Source organism: Streptococcus sp. HMSC072D05, from assembly GCF_001815805.1.
Classification (GTDB): domain Bacteria; phylum Bacillota; class Bacilli; order Lactobacillales; family Streptococcaceae; genus Streptococcus.
The window spans coordinates 24766-42176 of sequence record NZ_KV822011.1; the positions used below are offsets into that span (position 1 = coordinate 24766).

Annotated in this window: 14 protein-coding genes; 12 read left to right on the forward strand and 2 right to left on the reverse strand. The window is 42.8% G+C overall.

All coding sequences use genetic code 11. The features are described 5' to 3' along the window. The 9 genes from HMPREF3057_RS03415 to purB all read left to right on the forward strand — a co-directional run. Positions 1 to 302, forward strand: a 302-nt coding sequence (locus HMPREF3057_RS03415; protein WP_306806723.1) for a formyltransferase family protein, incomplete at its 5' end; no start/stop codon positions are given. A 54-nt stretch (positions 303 to 356) separates the two neighbouring features. Next, positions 357 to 1064 carry a suppressor of fused domain protein gene (locus HMPREF3057_RS03420; protein WP_070696370.1) on the forward strand — a complete coding sequence of 236 codons (708 nt, stop codon included), beginning with the start codon at positions 357 to 359 and terminating at the stop codon, positions 1062 to 1064. Positions 1065 to 1105: 41 nt separating this feature from the next. Next, a complete protein-coding gene (gene purH / locus HMPREF3057_RS03425) occupies positions 1106 to 2653 on the forward strand; it encodes a bifunctional phosphoribosylaminoimidazolecarboxamide formyltransferase/IMP cyclohydrolase (RefSeq protein WP_070696374.1) in 1548 nt (515 codons plus the stop codon). A 122-nt stretch (positions 2654 to 2775) separates the two neighbouring features. Continuing rightward, the gene (gene purD, locus HMPREF3057_RS03430; RefSeq protein WP_070696378.1) at positions 2776 to 4041 is read left to right on the forward strand and encodes a phosphoribosylamine--glycine ligase; all 1266 of its coding nucleotides are present in this window, start codon (positions 2776 to 2778) and stop codon (positions 4039 to 4041) included. A 264-nt stretch (positions 4042 to 4305) separates the two neighbouring features. Beyond that, a complete protein-coding gene (locus tag HMPREF3057_RS10425; protein WP_083312802.1) occupies positions 4306 to 4422 on the forward strand; it encodes a phosphoribosylaminoimidazole carboxylase in 117 nt (38 codons plus the stop codon). Between the two features lie 34 nt (positions 4423 to 4456). Further along, positions 4457 to 4945 (forward strand): 5-(carboxyamino)imidazole ribonucleotide mutase, encoded by a 489-nt coding sequence (gene purE, locus HMPREF3057_RS03435; protein WP_070696382.1) that lies wholly within the window; start codon positions 4457 to 4459, stop codon positions 4943 to 4945. Beyond that, a complete protein-coding gene (purK, locus tag HMPREF3057_RS03440) occupies positions 4932 to 6023 on the forward strand; it encodes a 5-(carboxyamino)imidazole ribonucleotide synthase (RefSeq protein ID WP_070696385.1) in 1092 nt (363 codons plus the stop codon). Before purE ends, purK begins: the two co-directional genes overlap by 14 nt. Beyond that, a complete protein-coding gene (locus HMPREF3057_RS03445) occupies positions 6024 to 7736 on the forward strand; it encodes an ATP-dependent nuclease (RefSeq protein WP_070696389.1) in 1713 nt (570 codons plus the stop codon). A gap of 172 nt (positions 7737 to 7908) precedes the next feature. Then, a complete protein-coding gene (gene purB, locus HMPREF3057_RS03450) occupies positions 7909 to 9207 on the forward strand; it encodes an adenylosuccinate lyase (protein ID WP_070696392.1) in 1299 nt (432 codons plus the stop codon). Positions 9208 to 9264: 57 nt separating this feature from the next. Here purB and strH read toward each other — a convergent pair whose 3' ends face one another. Beyond that, positions 9265 to 13035, reverse strand: coding sequence for an LPXTG-anchored beta-N-acetylhexosaminidase StrH (gene strH, locus HMPREF3057_RS03455; protein WP_049479224.1), 3771 nt, complete (start codon positions 13033 to 13035; stop codon positions 9265 to 9267). Between the two features lie 304 nt (positions 13036 to 13339). Then, complete coding sequence (locus tag HMPREF3057_RS03460; RefSeq protein ID WP_001007181.1) at positions 13340 to 14056, reverse strand: GntR family transcriptional regulator; 717 nt, start codon at positions 14054 to 14056, stop codon at positions 13340 to 13342. 321 nt (positions 14057 to 14377) lie between these two features. On the opposite strand from HMPREF3057_RS03460, the gene HMPREF3057_RS03465 reads away from it, so the two are divergent. The 3 genes from HMPREF3057_RS03465 to HMPREF3057_RS03475 all read left to right on the forward strand — a co-directional run. Further along, positions 14378 to 16165: a glycoside hydrolase family 35 protein gene (locus tag HMPREF3057_RS03465; protein WP_000196619.1), complete on the forward strand. Its 1788-nt coding sequence runs from the start codon at positions 14378 to 14380 to the stop codon at positions 16163 to 16165. Continuing rightward, positions 16162 to 16638: a PTS sugar transporter subunit IIB gene (locus tag HMPREF3057_RS03470; protein ID WP_000156968.1), complete on the forward strand. Its 477-nt coding sequence runs from the start codon at positions 16162 to 16164 to the stop codon at positions 16636 to 16638. The genes HMPREF3057_RS03465 and HMPREF3057_RS03470 overlap by 4 nt, the downstream gene beginning before the upstream one ends. Before the next feature lie 26 nt (positions 16639 to 16664). Then, positions 16665 to 17411, forward strand: a 747-nt coding sequence (locus tag HMPREF3057_RS03475; RefSeq protein WP_070696395.1) for a PTS mannose/fructose/sorbose/N-acetylgalactosamine transporter subunit IIC, incomplete at its 3' end; no start/stop codon positions are given.

Genomic DNA, 17411 nt, shown 5'->3' on the forward strand with positions numbered 1-17411 from the left:
AAATCGTTGGACCAACCTTATTGGCAGCCTATGAGGGCCGAATTATCAACATTCATCCAGCCTACCTGCCAGAATTTCCAGGAGCTCATGGGATTGAGGATGCTTGGGATGCTGGTGTCGCTGAGAGCGGCGTGACCATTCACTGGGTGGACTCAGGTGTGGATACAGGCAAGGTCATCAAACAAGTCCGTGTACCACGGCTAGCTGATGATACCATTGACAGTTTTGAAGCTCGGATTCATGAGGCTGAGTACAAGTTGTATCCAGAGGTGCTGGATAGCTTGGAAGTGGAGAGAAGATAAAAACGAAATCAGAGCTGATTTTATGACGGTCCAACAGCAGATAAGGAGTATATTATGGGTTTATTTGATTTTTTTAAGAAGAAATCTTCAGATGAAGAGACACCAATTGAAGATGACGGCAAAATTGTTGTTGAAACTGAAAATACAGATGATAGCACTCCAGGATGGCATGCGATTGATGCAGAGTTTAATCGTTTATATCCGGATCAACCCAATCCACTTCATTATGGGACAGTTATCAAGTATATGTTGGGCGGTCCAGATCCGCTTGATGGCATCAGTGTTTATGATGCGGGAGATTTTTGGCATTTTGTCAGCTATGGTCTGTCAGAGTTATATACAAAAGAAAGCGATGATCCTGAATACAGTGGTTATGGGATTGAATTAACTTTTAAGTTAAAGAAATCAAATAATGACGAAGAAGAAATCAAAAATGGCTGTGGTTTACTACAGTATGTGGCAAGATATATTTTTCAAACAGGTAAAGTGGTTTTGCCAGAGGAATACATTTATACCAAGCAAACGGTAGGAATTGATGCTCAGCAGAAATCTAGTCTGACAGGATTTTTGACTGCTGCTGATGATTTAGCTAAGCCTCTTGATACTCCGCATGGAAAAGTGGAATTTGTAACCCTGATTGGTGCGACAGATGCAGAACTGCGAAATGTGTACGAAAGTGAAACTAGTAAGCTTGAGGTCATAAAACTGTTAAAAGAACTTGGAAATCAGCTTACAGACTATGAACGCCAGTCTTTAGTGTAAATGATGTGAAAGCACCTCTAGATACAAAGAAAGGAACAAAGATGACTAAACGCGCCTTAATCAGCGTCTCAGATAAAGCGGGCATTGTTGAATTTGCCCAAGAACTTAAAAAACTTGGTTGGGACATCATCTCAACAGGTGGAACCAAGGTTGTCCTTGATAATGCTGGGGTGGAGACCATTGCCATCGATGATGTGACGGGCTTCCCAGAAATGATGGACGGTCGTGTCAAGACCCTTCATCCAAATATCCACGGTGGGCTCCTCGCTCGTCGTGACTTGGATAGTCACCTTCAAGCAGCCAAGGATAATCAGATTGAGCTCATTGACCTTGTGGTGGTCAACCTTTATCCATTCAAGGAAACGATTCTCAAACCAGACGTGACTTATGCGAATGCCGTTGAAAACATCGATATCGGTGGTCCATCCATGCTTCGTTCAGCAGCGAAGAACCACGCTAGCGTAACGGTTGTGGTAGACCCAGTGGATTATGCAGTGGTTCTTGATGAATTGGCAGCAAATGGTGAAACAAGTTACGAAACTCGCCAACGTTTGGCAGCCAAGGTTTTCCGTCACACAGCGGCTTATGACGCCTTGATTGCAGAGTATTTCACAGCTCAAGTCGGAGAAAGCAAGCCTGAAAAGCTCACTTTGACCTATGACCTCAAGCAAGCTATGCGTTATGGGGAAAACCCTCAACAAGATGCAGACTTTTACCAAAAAGCCTTGCCAACGGATTACTCGATTGCATCAGCTAAACAGCTCAACGGTAAGGAATTATCCTTCAACAACATTCGTGACGCTGATGCGGCTATCCGTATCATTCGTGATTTCAAAGACCGTCCAACCGTTGTGGCTCTCAAACACATGAACCCATGTGGGATTGGTCAAGCTGATGATATCGAAACAGCTTGGGACTACGCTTATGAGTCTGACCCAGTGTCTATCTTTGGTGGGATTGTCGTTCTCAACCGTGAGGTGAATGCTGCGACAGCTGAGAAGATGCACGGCGTTTTCCTTGAAATCATCATCGCACCAAGCTATACGGATGAAGCGCTAGCTATTTTGACCAATAAAAAGAAAAACTTGCGTATCCTAGAGTTGCCATTTGATGCCCAAGACGCTAGCGAAGTGGAAGCAGAATACACAGGTGTAGTAGGTGGACTTCTGGTGCAAAATCAAGACGTGGTCAAAGAAAGCCCAGCTGACTGGCAAGTGGTGACCAAGCGTCAGCCAACTGAGACAGAAGCAATTGCTCTTGAGTTCGCTTGGAAAGCTATCAAATACGTCAAATCCAACGGTATCATCATCACCAATGACCACATGACACTTGGTGTTGGCCCAGGTCAAACCAACCGTGTGGCCTCTGTTCGTATTGCTATTGACCAAGCTAAAGATCGTCTTGATGGTGCTGTTCTTGCTTCAGATGCCTTCTTCCCATTTGCAGATAACGTGGAAGAAATCGCTAAAGCAGGAATTAAGGCCATCATCCAGCCGGGTGGCTCAGTACGTGACCAAGAATCCATCGAAGCGGCGGACAAATACGGCTTGACCATGGTCTTTACAGGCGTGAGACATTTTAGACATTAAGAAAATAAAAGGGAGGAAAACAGTTTCTTTCCTTTTATTGCGTAAAAACGCGGAGCAAAACAAGATTAAAACGAACGTTTATGTTATAATATTAGTAAATAATTCGCAAAAGAGGTTGTAAGATGAAGCTGTTAGTTGTCGGTTCGGGTGGTCGTGAACATGCCATTGCTAAGAAGTTGCTTGAATCAAAAGACGTTGAAAAAGTCTTTGTAGCTCCTGGAAATGACGGGATGACTCTGGATGGTCTGGAATTGGTAAATATCTCTATTTCCGAACATTCTAAATTGATTGAGTTTGCAAAAGCCAACGATATTGCTTGGTCCTTCATTGGTCCAGATGACGCCCTTGCGGCTGGGATTGTGGATGAGTTCAATGAAGCTGGTCTCAAAGCCTTTGGTCCGACAAGATTGGCAGCGGAGTTGGAGTGGTCCAAGGATTTTGCTAAGGAAATCATGGTCAAATACGATGTTCCGACAGCAGCCTATGGGACTTTTTCAGATTTCGAGGAAGCTAAGGCCTATATCGAAGAAAAAGGCGCTCCAATCGTAGTCAAGGCGGATGGTTTGGCCCTTGGGAAAGGTGTCGTCGTTGCGGAGACGGTTGAGCAAGCGGTCGAAGCCGCTCATGAGATGCTTTTGGACAATAAATTCGGGGACTCGGGGGCGCGTGTGGTCATCGAGGAGTTTCTTGCAGGAGAGGAATTTTCACTTTTTGCCTTTGTCAATGGTGACAAGTTCTACATCATGCCGACGGCTCAGGACCATAAACGTGCCTATGACGGCGACAAGGGCCCTAACACGGGCGGTATGGGAGCATATGCGCCTGTTCCTCACTTGCCACAGAGCGTGGTTGATACGGCGGTTGACACCATTGTCAAGCCAGTCCTTGAAGGGATGATCAAAGAAGGTCGCCCCTATCTTGGTGTCCTTTACGCAGGGCTTATCTTGACAGCAGATGGACCTAAGGTTATCGAGTTCAACGCTCGGTTCGGAGATCCAGAAACTCAGATTATCTTGCCTCGTTTGACATCTGATTTTGCCCAAAATATTACGGATATCCTAGATGGTAAGGAGCCGAACATCACGTGGACGGACAAGGGTGTGACTCTAGGTGTGGTTGTCGCATCCAAGGGCTACCCGCTAGACTATGGAAAAGGCGTCAAGCTTCCAGCCAAAACAGACGGCGACATCATCACTTACTATGCAGGTGCTAAGTTTGCGGAAAATAGCAGAGCGCTGCTCTCAAACGGTGGACGTGTCTATATGCTCGTCACCACAGCAGACACCGTCAAAGAAGCCCAAGATACGATTTACCAAGAACTCGCTCAACAAAAAACAGAAGGTCTCTTCTACCGAACAGATATCGGAAGCAAGGCCATAAAAGATTAACAGATACAAAAATTGTCATGGCGAGCGAAAGCGAGCCACTATAGGATAATCGTCGCAGTAGTGGAACTCCTAGTAGCAAAGCTACTAGGAGCGGAAAACTGGAGACCTAGGCTCCAGTTTTAGTAATGGAACGCCTTAGGCGGTCGCTTACGTCCGCACTACATTAGACGATTATTAAAAAGAAAAATAAAAATTCACAAAATACGTTAATGGTCGTTTGATTTGCGAGCATTAGCGAGCTGATATAGAGCAATCACCGCCGTTGTGAAAGAACGATTGGATTATAAGCCAATCGTTCAGGGAAATCGGAAGACCTTGGGCTTCCGATTTAGGCATGAGACACCTTTGGTGGCTGCTGCCGTCCCTCACAGCCTAAGGTGATTGAAAAAAGAAAGGAAAGAAAAGGATATTAACTATGAAACCAGTAATTTCCATCATCATGGGTTCCAAATCCGACTGGGCAACCATGCAAAAAACCGCCGAAGTCCTAGACCGTTTCGGTGTAGCCTACGAAAAGAAAGTTGTTTCTGCCCACCGCACACCAGACCTCATGTTCAGACATGCCGAAGAAGCTCGTAGCCGTGGCATCAAGGTCATTATTGCAGGTGCTGGAGGCGCAGCCCATTTGCCAGGTATGGTAGCTGCCAAAACAACCCTTCCAGTCATTGGTGTGCCCGTCAAATCACGTGCTCTTAGTGGCGTGGATTCGCTCTACTCTATCGTACAGATGCCAGGTGGCGTGCCTGTTGCGACGATGGCTATCGGTGAAGCAGGTGCGACCAATGCGGCTCTCTTTGCCCTCCGTCTCCTTTCAGTAGAAGATCAGGCTATCGCAATAGCGTTAGCAGATTTTGCAGAAGAACAAGGGAAAATCGCAGAGGAGTCTACAAATGAGCTCATCTAAAACAATCGGAATTATCGGTGGTGGTCAGCTGGGTCAGATGATGGCAATTTCTGCTATCTACATGGGGCACAAGGTTATCGCGCTGGATCCTGCGGTGGATTGCCCGGCCTCTCGCGTGGCGGAGATCATCGTGGCGCCTTATAACGATGTGGATGCCCTTCGTCAGTTGGCTGAGCGTTGCGATGTCCTCACTTATGAATTTGAAAATGTTGATGCTGACGGTTTGGATGCTGTCATCAAGGATGGTCAGCTCCCTCAAGGGACAGACCTGCTCCGCATTTCGCAAAATCGCATCTTTGAAAAGGACTTTCTCTCAAACAAGGCACAAGTCACTGTGGCACCTTACAAGGTTGTGACCTCAAGCCAAGATTTGGCAGATATCGATCTGTCGAAAAACTATGTCCTCAAGACTGCGACTGGTGGCTACGATGGGCATGGACAAAAGGTTATTCGCTCAGAAGCAGATTTGGAAGAAGCTTATGTACTAGCGGATTCAGCAGACTGTGTCTTGGAAGAATTCGTCAATTTCGACCTTGAAATTTCCGTCATCGTGTCAGGAAATGGCAAGGAGGTGACAGTTTTCCCAGTTCAGGAAAATATCCACCGTAACAATATCCTATCTAAGACAATTGTCCCAGCTCGCATTTCAGAAAGTCTAGCAAACAAAGCCAAAGCCATGGCAGTGCGAATTGCAGAACAACTTAACTTGTCTGGAACTCTCTGCGTGGAAATGTTTGCGACAGCTGACGACATCATTGTCAACGAGATTGCTCCACGACCACACAACTCTGGGCATTATTCAATTGAAGCCTGCGACTTCTCACAATTTGACACCCATATCTTGGGTGTTCTGGGAGCACCATTACCAGCAATTAAACTGCATGCCCCAGCCGTTATGCTCAACGTTCTCGGCCAACACGTCGAGGCCGCTGAAAAGTATGTCGCAGAAAATCCAAGCACCCACCTCCACCTGTATGGTAAAATAGAAGCGAAGCACAACCGCAAAATGGGGCATGTAACTTTGTTTAGTGATGAACCGGATAAGGTTGAGGAGTTTGGGAAAGGGATTGATTGGTAGATGATAGTAAAATCAGTAGAGATATATAATTTTCGCTCTATAAGAAAAGCTAAATTTCGATTTGATCAAATTAGTGCATTAGTTGGTGAGAATAATGCTGGCAAGACAGCAGTTTTGAAAGCTTTAAATTCATTTTTTAATTTTAAAGAAGAGGAAGAATTCTTTCTTAATAAATCTCATAATTATGGACCAAAGGCTAATACACGAATTATAATATCTTTTAAAATAGATAGTGCTAATTTACCGGATATTTATAGAAGATATATATTTGATAATGCAATTAAGTTGAAATTTTCTTATATTTATTCGCTAAACAAAAAAGAATATCATATTGTAACTAATAAAGACTCAATAAAAATTCCTGAGGAAGATTTTCTGAGAATAATATCAAAAATAGAATATGTCTACATTCCAACTGAACGTGGTTCGATAAATAAGATAAATGATGGTGTTTTTAATAAGTTGGTGAGAAAGTATCTAGAAATTTATACTTCGAATAGAGATACAATTTCTAGACATGTTAGAGATGCTAACCAGATGTTGCATAAAAACATATTATCCAAATTAGAAAAACTAATAGAATCTTTGTATTTTACAAAAGACGTAAGTGAGTTTAATATTGCTGCTCCAAACAAGACGGATTATTCTATTTTACTTGATAGTTTGAAGTTATCATTGATTTCCGATAATGGAGAATACTTTTTGGAAGAGTATGGTAGCGGAACTAGAAGTTTAGCAACGATTGCAATGTATAGAGCTAATGCTAAATTGAATGACAGAATAGTTATTTTAGGAATTGAAGAACCCGAGACCAACTTACATCCTCAGGCTCAGAAAAAATTAATTAATTCATTAATTAATTCTGTGGGTACTGAAGAAGTACAGGTTATTTTTACTACACATTCAACAGTATTAATTGATCAATTGAAACATGAAAATATCCTTCTTGTTAGAAAATCTAAAAGTTCAAAATCCAAATTAAATTCTGAAATAACTCAAATAAGTGATTCATTTTGGCAAAATTCAAATATTGAAGAGTTTAAGCATTATCAGTACTTTCATTATAAAAATAGTGATTTCTTCTTTTCTAAATATGTAGTTGTATGTGAAAGTAAAAATGATTGTCAAGTGATTGAAAAACTATTAAGAGATAAACTTGGCGAGTCGATATTAGATGTAAGTTTTTTAGATGCTGGAGGCAAGGAAAATATAAAGTATGCTTACTATTTATTACGTGAGTTACAGCTTCCATTCGTACTAATTGTAGATAAAGATTTCTTCTTTAACTATCAAATTAATAATAGACTTGAGGATAGTCGAGATTGTAGAACCGGACTTCCAAAGTATGACTATACAACATTAGCAGATAATCAGTTAATTGAAGAAATTTTTGGTGGTAATAAGAGTCGTCTATTAAATAAATCTAATTATCGAGATTTATTTAATATCATCTCCAGTAAAAATATTTTATCTATGAATTATTGCTTGGAAATGGATTTGACATGCTCTAAAAAAGCAAGAGAAGAATATTGTAGGATTCTAAATATTTCAAATTCTGATACAAAGAGATTTGAATTGTTAAGTAAAAAAAATGCAATAAAAAAAATAGGGACTTTGATGGAAGTTTTAGAAAAAATTCCTAATAGAAGTTTACCTGAAAGTTATCAAAAAATAGTAAACTATATTTTTAATGATATTAAAAAGTACATTTAAAAAATAGCAATTGCTAAATATTATAAAAAGAAAGGAACAAGGGTACCGTATTTCCTAAACTGAATACGGGATACGGACTTGGTCAAAAAGATAGTTTTTCCTAGAAGCAGTCGCTTCTTCGTCTAAACTCCTATTTTGACTGTGTCCGTTTAACGCCCTTAATATCTTAATCATGATCAACCGTTACTCTCGCCCTGAGATGGCGAACATTTGGAGTGAAGAAAATAAATACCGTGCTTGGCTTGAGGTGGAAATCTTGGCTGACGAGGCATGGGCTGAGTTGGGGGAAATCCCTAAGGAAGATGTGGCTTTGATTCGCGAGAAAGCGGACTTTGACATCGACCGTATTTTAGAGATTGAGCAGGAGACGCGTCACGATGTGGTGGCTTTCACGCGTGCGGTTTCTGAGACTCTTGGCGAAGAGCGCAAGTGGGTTCACTATGGTTTGACATCTACTGACGTGGTGGATACTGCCTACGGTTACCTCTACAAGCAGGCCAACGACATCATCCGTCGTGACCTTGAAAACTTCACAAACATCATCGCTGATAAGGCTAAGGAACACAAGTTCACTATCATGATGGGACGTACCCACGGTGTGCACGCTGAACCGACAACCTTTGGACTGAAATTGGCGACTTGGTACAGTGAAATGAAGCGTAATATCGAGCGTTTCGAGCATGCAGCTGCTGGTGTGGAAGCTGGTAAGATTTCTGGTGCGGTTGGGAACTTTGCCAACATTCCACCATTTGTAGAGCAATACGTCTGTGACAAATTGGGCATCCGTGCTCAGGAAATCTCTACACAGGTCCTTCCTCGTGACCTTCACGCTGAGTACTTTGCAGTTCTTGCTAGCATCGCGACTTCAATCGAACGCATGGCGACTGAGATCCGTGGTTTGCAGAAATCTGAGCAACGTGAAGTGGAAGAGTTCTTTGCTAAAGGTCAAAAAGGTTCATCGGCTATGCCTCACAAACGCAACCCAATCGGTTCTGAAAACATGACTGGTCTGGCGCGTGTTATCCGTGGTCACATGGTGACGGCCTATGAAAACGTCGCTCTCTGGCACGAACGTGACATTTCTCACTCATCAGCTGAGCGTATCATCACACCAGATACAACCATTTTGATCGACTACATGCTCAACCGTTTTGGAAACATCGTCAAGAACTTGACAGTCTTCCCAGAAAACATGATCCGCAACATGAACTCTACTTTTGGTCTTATCTTTAGCCAACGTGCCATGTTGACCTTGATTGAGAAAGGCATGACCCGTGAGCAAGCCTATGACTTGGTGCAACCAAAAACAGCCCACTCTTGGGACAACCAAGTAGACTTCAAACCGCTTCTCGAAGCAGATCCAGAAGTGACATCACGCCTCACTCAAGAGGAGATCGACGAAATCTTCAATCCTGCATACTACACTAAACGAGTGGATGATATCTTTGAACGTATAGGACTTGGTGATTAATCCTAACAATAAAAAGCGAGATTCAATCTCGCTTTTTCGTATTCTCCTAGAAGAATCTTAGTCTTCTTTTCTCTTAGTCAGTCCGTAGGCTGCTAGAGTCGCCATGAGGCCTGCTGCGACCAAGCCTGCAGAATCTTGACTTCCTGTTGCAGGGAGTTGTTTTTCATCTGCTTTGGCAGTAGTTGGTGCAGTTTGCTCAGCTTTCTCAACGGCAGTGCCGACTTCAACAACTTGAGCGACCGCTTCCTGCGATACCGCACTATTGACAAGTGTTCTTTCTTCCTTGCCGTCAGCAGTAGTGCTGACAGAGTAGAAAATCGTACGGCGACCATTTACACCAGTAACGATGACTTGCGTTTGTCCGAGTGGCAATTGTGGATTTTCACGTGTCACAGTAGTGAACGGAATATCTTCCTCTTGGATATCCAGCCTTGGTTTCGCTTCGGCAGCTGGAGCAAGGCCACTTTCATCTCCTTTGTGAGTAATAGGGGCGCCGATTTCAACCACTTGGGTCACAGGTTCTTTGGTCACTTGGCTATCTAGAACCGTTTCTGTTTGTTTTCCATTTTCAGTAAGGACAGAGATGTAATGAGTACGTTCGCCCTCTACACCTGGTGTGATGATCTTTTCCTGACCGGCTGGGAGGTTCGGATTTTCCTTCTTGATAACTTCAAATGGAATCTTTTCTGCTCTTGTGATGAGTTCCGGTTTGGTTTCAACATTGGCAGCTAGTTCATTTTCATCAAGGCTTCCTGAGTGGGTTGCTGCTGGTTTGAGGCCTAGGTGGGCTGCCTTGAGTTTGGCTACGAGAGCGTCTAACTCGGCTTGTTTGTTACGGTTGAGGTTGTAGTTGAGAGCTTCTTTCGTTGCATTTAGGGCCTCCAAGCTTTCCTTGCTGTATCCATCCAAGTTTGCAGGGATTTGAGCAAGTTCCTCACGGAGGGCATTGTAGTTAGCGCGGAAGTAGTCTTTATTATTGTCTGCAAAGGCAGTCATGAGTTCAAAGATTTCTTCTTCCTTGTACTCAGCACTTGGTCTGTCTGCCCAGATAGCAAGCATGCTTCCGACGGTTGGAAGGTCTACCTCAGGATATTTGGTAGATGCAAGCTGGTTAAATGGTACTTTGCCAGAGTTTTCAAGTGCTTTTGATAGTGGGTAAGCTTCATCTGGTTTGTGATTACCTAGCACGTAGTACCAGTCTCCGTTGGTGTTGAGGAGTTTGTAACCTTTGCTTGCTAGGTACTGAGGCGTTGCAAGGTTGTAACCCCACCATCCCTTAGACCAGTAAGAGATGATGACATCCTTGTCAAACTCAACATCATCCTTGTCTTCGTAGTAGAAACCATCGTTGAAGGCCATTGGTTGAAGGCCTCTTTCTTTGGCCATGGCAGCAAGAGTGTTAGAGTACTCAGCAAACTTACCATAGAGATTGTAGTATTTTAGATAATACCAGCCTTGCGCGTTGGTGGCATCATTGGCATATTCGTCTGTACCGTAGTTGAAGATCTTTGTCTTGCCTGCAAAGAAGTCCATGTACTTGCCGATGAGGGCTTTGACAAAGTTCATGGCCTCTTCGTTTTCAAGGTCCATGGTTGTTTTGGAGACCTTGTCAAAGTTGGCTTGAGGATTCTTGATTCCAAGTTTTTCCATAGCGACGAGCATGGCATCCATGTGACCTGGGCTGTTGATCGCTGGGATGAGTCCGAGGCCTTTTGATTTTGCGTACTCGATCAATTCAGTGATTTCAGCTTGACTAAGAGTGGTTCCGTTTGGATCATCGTAGTAAGCTTTTGTTCCTTCGATGATGGCCTTTTTGACATCGTCACTTGCATAAGTTTTGCCGTTAGCTGTGATGGTCATGTCATCAAGGAGGAAGCGAAGTCCATCATTTCCTAGGAGAAGATGCACATCAGAGTAGCCGAGTTCGCTCGCCTTGTCTACGATGCGTTTGAGTTGGTCGAGCGTGAAGTACTTACGTCCGGCATCGATGGAGATTACCTTGTTCTTGGCAAGTTTTTCAACTTCACGTTTCGCGTCTTCTTCTTTTTGAGCTTCTGGTGTGAAGGTCAAATTGCTGACAGCTTCTTGGAGTTTCGCGATTGCTTGGTCAATGGTGTCTTGTTGGGCACGGCTGAGGTTGCTATCGAGTGAGCGAATGGCTTTTTCAGCTTCTTTGACAGCTGCGACACTTTCTGCAGTATAGCGGTTAAGGTCTGTTGGGACTTCTTTCAGGGCTTGCTCAGCAGACTCATAGTCAGCTGCGAAGTATTCAGCATTGGCATTTGCGAAGCTACGCATGAGTTTGAAGAGGCGTGATGGTGAATAGCGTGCAGATGGGGTGTCCGCCCAAGCAGCTACCATACCACCGATGAATGGGATAGTAGCCCCATCAGATTTTGGTACAGAAGTGATTGGAGTGTTCTTGATACCATTGAGTCCTTGGTCAAGGTTGTACCATCCTTGGCCATCGGCATTTCGTCCGAGGACGTAGTACCAAGCATCGTTGGTATTAAGGATTTGGTGGCCTTTTTCAACTAGAAGTTTAGAAGAAGCGACGTCGTATCCGCCCCATCCACCAGTCCACATAGAAACGATGATGTCTTTGTCAAAGGTTCCAAAACTAGTGTCGCTATTGTAGTAGATACCGTCGTTAAAAGCCATTGGTTTGAGGCCGTGAGATTTGACGATGCGAGCAAGGTCATTAGCGTAGGCGATAAATTTATCATAACCCTTGTCTGGGAATTCATCTTCTGGATACCATTTATAGGCTTGAAGAACGCTCCAGCCTTTGGCATCTGTAGCATCATTGGCGTACTCGTCTAGTCCGATGTTGAAGATGTCAGATTTGCCAGCAAAGTATGCAGCATACTTGTCGATCAGGGCTTTGGTAAACTCAACAGCTTCTTTGTTATCAAGGTCAACGGTACGAGCAGATTCCTTACCAAAGTAGTTGAAGTTCGGTTTTTGGATGCCTAGTTCTTTCATGGCATGCAAAATCGCATCCATGTGACCAGGGCTGTTTACAGTTGGGATGAGACCAATGCCTTTGTTTTTAGCATAGTTGATCAAGTCCGTCATTTGACTCTCTGTCAAATGGTTGCCGTTTGGATCCTTGTAGTAGGCATTGGTTCCGTTTTCGAGTGCACGTTTGACATCATCGCTTGCATAGGTTTTGCCATTGGCTTTGATCGTCATGTCGTCCAGCATGAAACGCATGCCATCATTTCCAACTAGTAAATGAAGATCAGTATAACCATAGTGTTTAGCTTTGTCGATGATTTCTTTGAGTTGCTCAGGCGAGAAGTACTTGCGTCCAGCATCAATTGAGATCATTTTTCGTTTAGCCAGTTTTTCATTTACCTGAGCTGCTCGTTCCGTACTAGGAGTGGCTACTGCAGGTGTGGTTACTGCAGGTGTGGCTGCTTCATTTTTCTTTTCTGAAGGAGAGTTTTCTGCAGGAACTTCAGTTGGAGCAGGACTTTCTTTCTCAGTAGTCGGAGTAGGACTAGCATTTTCTGTCACAGCTGGTGCAGTTGTTTCTTCCGTTTTTGGAGCAACTGTATGAGGAGCCTCCGTGTCTTCTTTGATCTCCTCTTTTACAGGTTCTTCAGCCTTTTCTTCCAGTTTTTCTGGGGCCTTGGACTCTCCAGCCTCATTGGGTGTTTGCGGACTCTCCTGGACAGTTTGAACTGTTTCCCCAGCTGTTGGAGTCGGAGTAATCCCGTCGGCAGCTGCGACTTGTGCGCTAAAAGCAAATCCTATAAGTACAGAAGCTGCTCCAACTGCGTATTTACGGATGGAGAAGCGCTGTTTCTTTTCTAGTTTCATGACAAAACCTCCTTGTTATTATCATATATGATAGCGTTTACATAAAACCAATTTTATTTTATTATCTAAGGGGTAAAATGTCAAGTGGGTTTATATAAGAACTATAATAAATGGAGGAAAACATAAGATTTAGGAGAAAATTGCCAATAAAAGATAAAGATAGAAGGAAAAACGAAGCAAGTATTTAACTTGTTTTTAGTAAAAATGCTACTAATTAAATAAGAGCCCTTCATAGTGTTTTCACAACTTCTTTCTCGTGCTATAATGAATACAGAAAAAGCCTGAGCTAGGCTCAGGCTTTTTCTTAATGACCTCGATTGCATGAGATGAATTTGATTTTGTAGTAGTCCGCTCGCTTATAAGTTTCACTATAGGCAAGGACTTGGCCAGTGGCCTCAAGTTTTGTAGTCTTCGTTTGGAAGACAGTTGGGAATTGTGTATCGATTCCGAGTACAGAAGCAGCATGCTCTGGTGTTGGGAATGCGATTTCGTTGATTTCCTCAAAATGTTCATCACTCATGTGAATGCGGTAATCCAATTTGAAACGTGTATAGATAGAGCTATAATAGTCAAGATTTGGATAGTTGGCATTGATGTATTGCTCAGGAATATAAGATGTGTGGTAGATGTATGTTACGTCGTTTGTCTGACGAATACGTTCAATCTTATAGTAGAATTGATCTCCACGTAGTCCAAGTTTATCTAAATATTCAAGTTTGTTTCCGCGCTCGATAGAAAGGACAGTAACTTTATCGTCTTTTGTTTCAAAGATTTCGACATCTGAAAACTCAACGAGTTTGTGCTTACGGGCACGTGAAACGAAAGTACCTTTACCTTGTTGGCGGACAATGTAGCCGTCTTTAGCAAGGTCGTTCAAGGCACGAACAACTGTGATTGAACTCACATCGTACATCGCGATCAATTCGGCTTCTGTATAAAATTTATCTCCACTTGCAAATTGACCAGAGATGATTTTATTTTTTAATTCATCTTTAATATATTGGTATTTAGGAATAGCCATAAATTTCACCTCGATTCTCTTTCTCCAATTTTGATTTTACCACAAATATAGAGAAAAGAGTAGTATTAAGGTCAAAAAATTAAAATAATAGACTAAAAATGTTATTTTACATGTAAAAAAATTCATTTGATGTTCTTGTGAATTATCATACATAAAAAGATCGTTTTCATGCTATTTTTAGATAATTTCGGTAAACGGTAAGTAAAAAAATAGAAAAATTTTAAATAATTTTCTAAAACCTATTGACAAATGCAAAAGATTTGATTATAGTTAATATTATAATAAATGAAAGCGCAAACTTAATTCGTCAGAGGTAATAACATGACCAGATTTAAAATTGAGGACGATTTCTATTTAGACGGAAAACCGTTCAAGATTTTGTCCGGCGCCATTCATTATTTTAGGATTCCAGCAGAGGATTGGTATCATTCTCTCTATAACTTAAAGGCGCTTGGCTTTAATACAGTCGAGACCTATGTGGCTTGGAATTTACACGAACCTGTTGAAGGGGAGTTTGATTTTGAAGGTGCCAGAAATTTGGAGAGATTTCTTCAAATTGCACAAGATCTGGGTCTCTATGCCATTGTACGCCCGTCTCCATTTATCTGTGCGGAATGGGAATTTGGTGGCTTGCCGGCCTGGCTCTTGACCAAGGACATGCGAATCCGCTCGTCCGACCCGGCCTACATCGAGGCTGTTGCTCGCTATTATGACCAATTATTGCCAAGGCTTGTGCCTCGCTTGTTGGATAATGGTGGAAACATTCTTATGATGCAAGTCGAAAATGAATATGGCTCTTATGGAGAAGATAAGTCTTATCTACGAGCAATTCGGAAATTGATGGAAGACCGAGGGATTGATTGCCCACTCTTTACTTCAGATGGCCCATGGAGGGCTACTCTGAAAGCCGGAACCTTGATCGAAGACGATCTCTTTGTGACAGGAAACTTCGGTTCTAAAGCTCCGTACAACTTTTCACAGATGCAGGAATTCTTTGATGAGCATGGCAAGAAATGGCCCCTCATGTGTATGGAATTCTGGGATGGTTGGTTCAACCGTTGGAAAGAACCCATCATCACTCGTGATCCTAAAGAATTGGCAGAAGCTGTTCGAGAGGTATTGGAGCAAGGCTCTATCAACCTTTACATGTTCCATGGTGGTACAAACTTTGGTTTCATGAATGGTTGCTCGGCTCGAGGAACTCTGGATTTGCCGCAAGTCACATCTTACGACTATGATGCCCTTCTCGATGAAGAAGGAAATCCAACTGCTAAATACTTAGCAGTCAAGAAGATGATGGCAACCCACTTCCCAGAGTATCCACAGTTGGAACCACTCTATAAGGAAAGCATGGAGATAGGGTCCATTCCATTGGTCGAAAAAGTTTCCTTGTTTGAAACCCTGGATAATCTCTCTAGTCCTACTGAAAGCCTCTATCCAAAAGCGATGGAAGAACTTGGTCAAAGTTATGGCTACCTTCTCTACCGCACTGAGGCAAGTTGGGATGCAGAAGAGGAACGTCTCCGTATCATCGATGGACGTGACCGAGCTCAACTCTTTGTAGATGGTCAATGGATTGCTACTCAATACCAGACAGAGATTGGTGAAGATATCTACTGTCAGGGCAACCGAGAAGGCTTTTCAGAGATTGACATCTTGATTGAAAATATGGGGCGTGTCAACTACGGACATAAGTTCTTGGCAGATACGCAACGTAAAGGAATTCGTACAGGTGTCTGCAAGGATCTACATTTCTTACTGAATTGGAAACAATATCCACTGCCACTGGATAATCCTGAGAAAATTGATTTTTCAAAAGGATGGACAGAAGGACAACCAGCCTTTTACGCTTTCGACTTTACTGTTGAAGAGCCGAAGGATACCTACTTAGACTTGTCTGAGTTTGGTAAGGGAGTTGCCTTTGTCAACGGGCGTCACTTAGGACGTTTCTGGAACGTCGGCCCGACCCTCTCACTTTATATCCCTCATAGTTATCTCAAGGAAGGTGCTAACCGCATCATCATCTTTGAAACTGAGGGCGAATATAAAGAAGAGATTCATTTAACTCGTAAACCTACACTAAAACACATAAAGGGGGAAAACTTATGACAATTGTAGGATGCCGTATTGATGGACGTTTGATCCACGGTCAAGTAGCCAATCTTTGGGCTGGAAAACTAAATGTTTCACGCATTATGGTTGTAGACGACGAAGTTGTTAACAACGATATTGAAAAGAGTGGTTTGAAACTTGCGACACCACCAGGTGTGAAACTCAGTATCTTGCCAGTTGAGAAAGCAGCAGCAAATATCCTTGCTGGTAAATACGATAGCCAACGTCTCTTTATCGTTGCACGTAAACCAGACCGTTTCCTTGGTTTGGTCGAAGCAGGTGTACCGCTTGAAACACTCAACGTCGGCAATATGTCTCAAACACCAGAAACTCGCTCTATCACACGTTCTATCAATGTGGTAGACAAGGATGTGGAAGATTTCCACAAACTAGCAGAAAAAGGTGTGAAACTCACTGCTCAAATGGTTCCAAATGATCCAGTTTCAGACTTTTTGAGCTTATTAAAATAGGAAAAAATTTTTAGGAGGTCATTGTTATGATACAATGGTGGCAAATTTTACTTCTCACTTTGTACTCAGCTTATCAAATCTGTGATGAGTTGACAATCGTTTCATCTGCAGGTTCCCCTGTATTCGCTGGTTTCATTACCGGTTTGATCATGGGAGATGTGACAACTGGTTTGTTTATCGGTGGTAGCTTGCAGTTGTTCGTTCTTGGGGTTGGTACCTTCGGTGGTGCTTCTCGTATCGACGCAACTTCTGGTGCGGTTCTTGCAACAGCATTCTCTATCTCTCAAGGTATTGATACAGATCTTGCGATTACAACAATCGCTGTACCAGTAGCAGCACTTTTGACATACTTCGACGTTCTTGGACGTATGACAACTACTTTCTTTGCACACCGTATTGATGCTGCGATCGAACGCTTTGACTACAAAGGTATCGAACGCAACTACCTACTTGGTGCGCTTCCATGGGCTCTTTCACGTGCCCTTCCAGTATTCTTCGCTCTTGCTTTTGGTGGTGCTTTCGTACAATCAGTAGTAGACCTTGTTAAAGAATACCAATGGGTTGCAGACGGTTTGACACTTGCAGGTCGTATGCTTCCAGGTCTTGGATTTGCAATCTTGCTTCGTTACCTTCCAGTTAAACGTAACCTTCACTACCTTGCTATGGGATTTGGTTTGACAGCTATGTTGACTGTTCTTTACTCAAACGTACAAAGTCTTGGTGGAGCAGTTGCTGGTATCATTAGCACTCTTCCTGCTGAAGTTGCTGAAAAA

Excerpts from the sequence above, each read along its gene's own strand:
- HMPREF3057_RS03420 (WP_070696370.1), top strand. The coding sequence starts at position 357 with ATGGGTTTATTTGATTTTTTTAAGAAGAAATCTTCAGATGAAGAGACA.
- purH (WP_070696374.1), top strand. The coding sequence starts at position 1,106 with ATGACTAAACGCGCCTTAATCAGCGTCTCAGATAAAGCGGGCATTGTT.
- purD (WP_070696378.1), top strand. The coding sequence starts at position 2,776 with ATGAAGCTGTTAGTTGTCGGTTCGGGTGGTCGTGAACATGCCATTGCT.
- purE (WP_070696382.1), top strand. The coding sequence starts at position 4,457 with ATGAAACCAGTAATTTCCATCATCATGGGTTCCAAATCCGACTGGGCA.
- purK (WP_070696385.1), top strand. The coding sequence starts at position 4,932 with ATGAGCTCATCTAAAACAATCGGAATTATCGGTGGTGGTCAGCTGGGT.
- HMPREF3057_RS03445 (WP_070696389.1), top strand. The coding sequence starts at position 6,024 with ATGATAGTAAAATCAGTAGAGATATATAATTTTCGCTCTATAAGAAAA.
- purB (WP_070696392.1), top strand. The coding sequence starts at position 7,909 with ATGATCAACCGTTACTCTCGCCCTGAGATGGCGAACATTTGGAGTGAA.
- strH (WP_049479224.1), bottom strand. The coding sequence starts at position 13,035 with ATGAAACTAGAAAAGAAACAGCGCTTCTCCATCCGTAAATACGCAGTT.
- HMPREF3057_RS03460 (WP_001007181.1), bottom strand. The coding sequence starts at position 14,056 with ATGGCTATTCCTAAATACCAATATATTAAAGATGAATTAAAAAATAAA.
- HMPREF3057_RS03465 (WP_000196619.1), top strand. The coding sequence starts at position 14,378 with ATGACCAGATTTAAAATTGAGGACGATTTCTATTTAGACGGAAAACCG.
- HMPREF3057_RS03470 (WP_000156968.1), top strand. The coding sequence starts at position 16,162 with ATGACAATTGTAGGATGCCGTATTGATGGACGTTTGATCCACGGTCAA.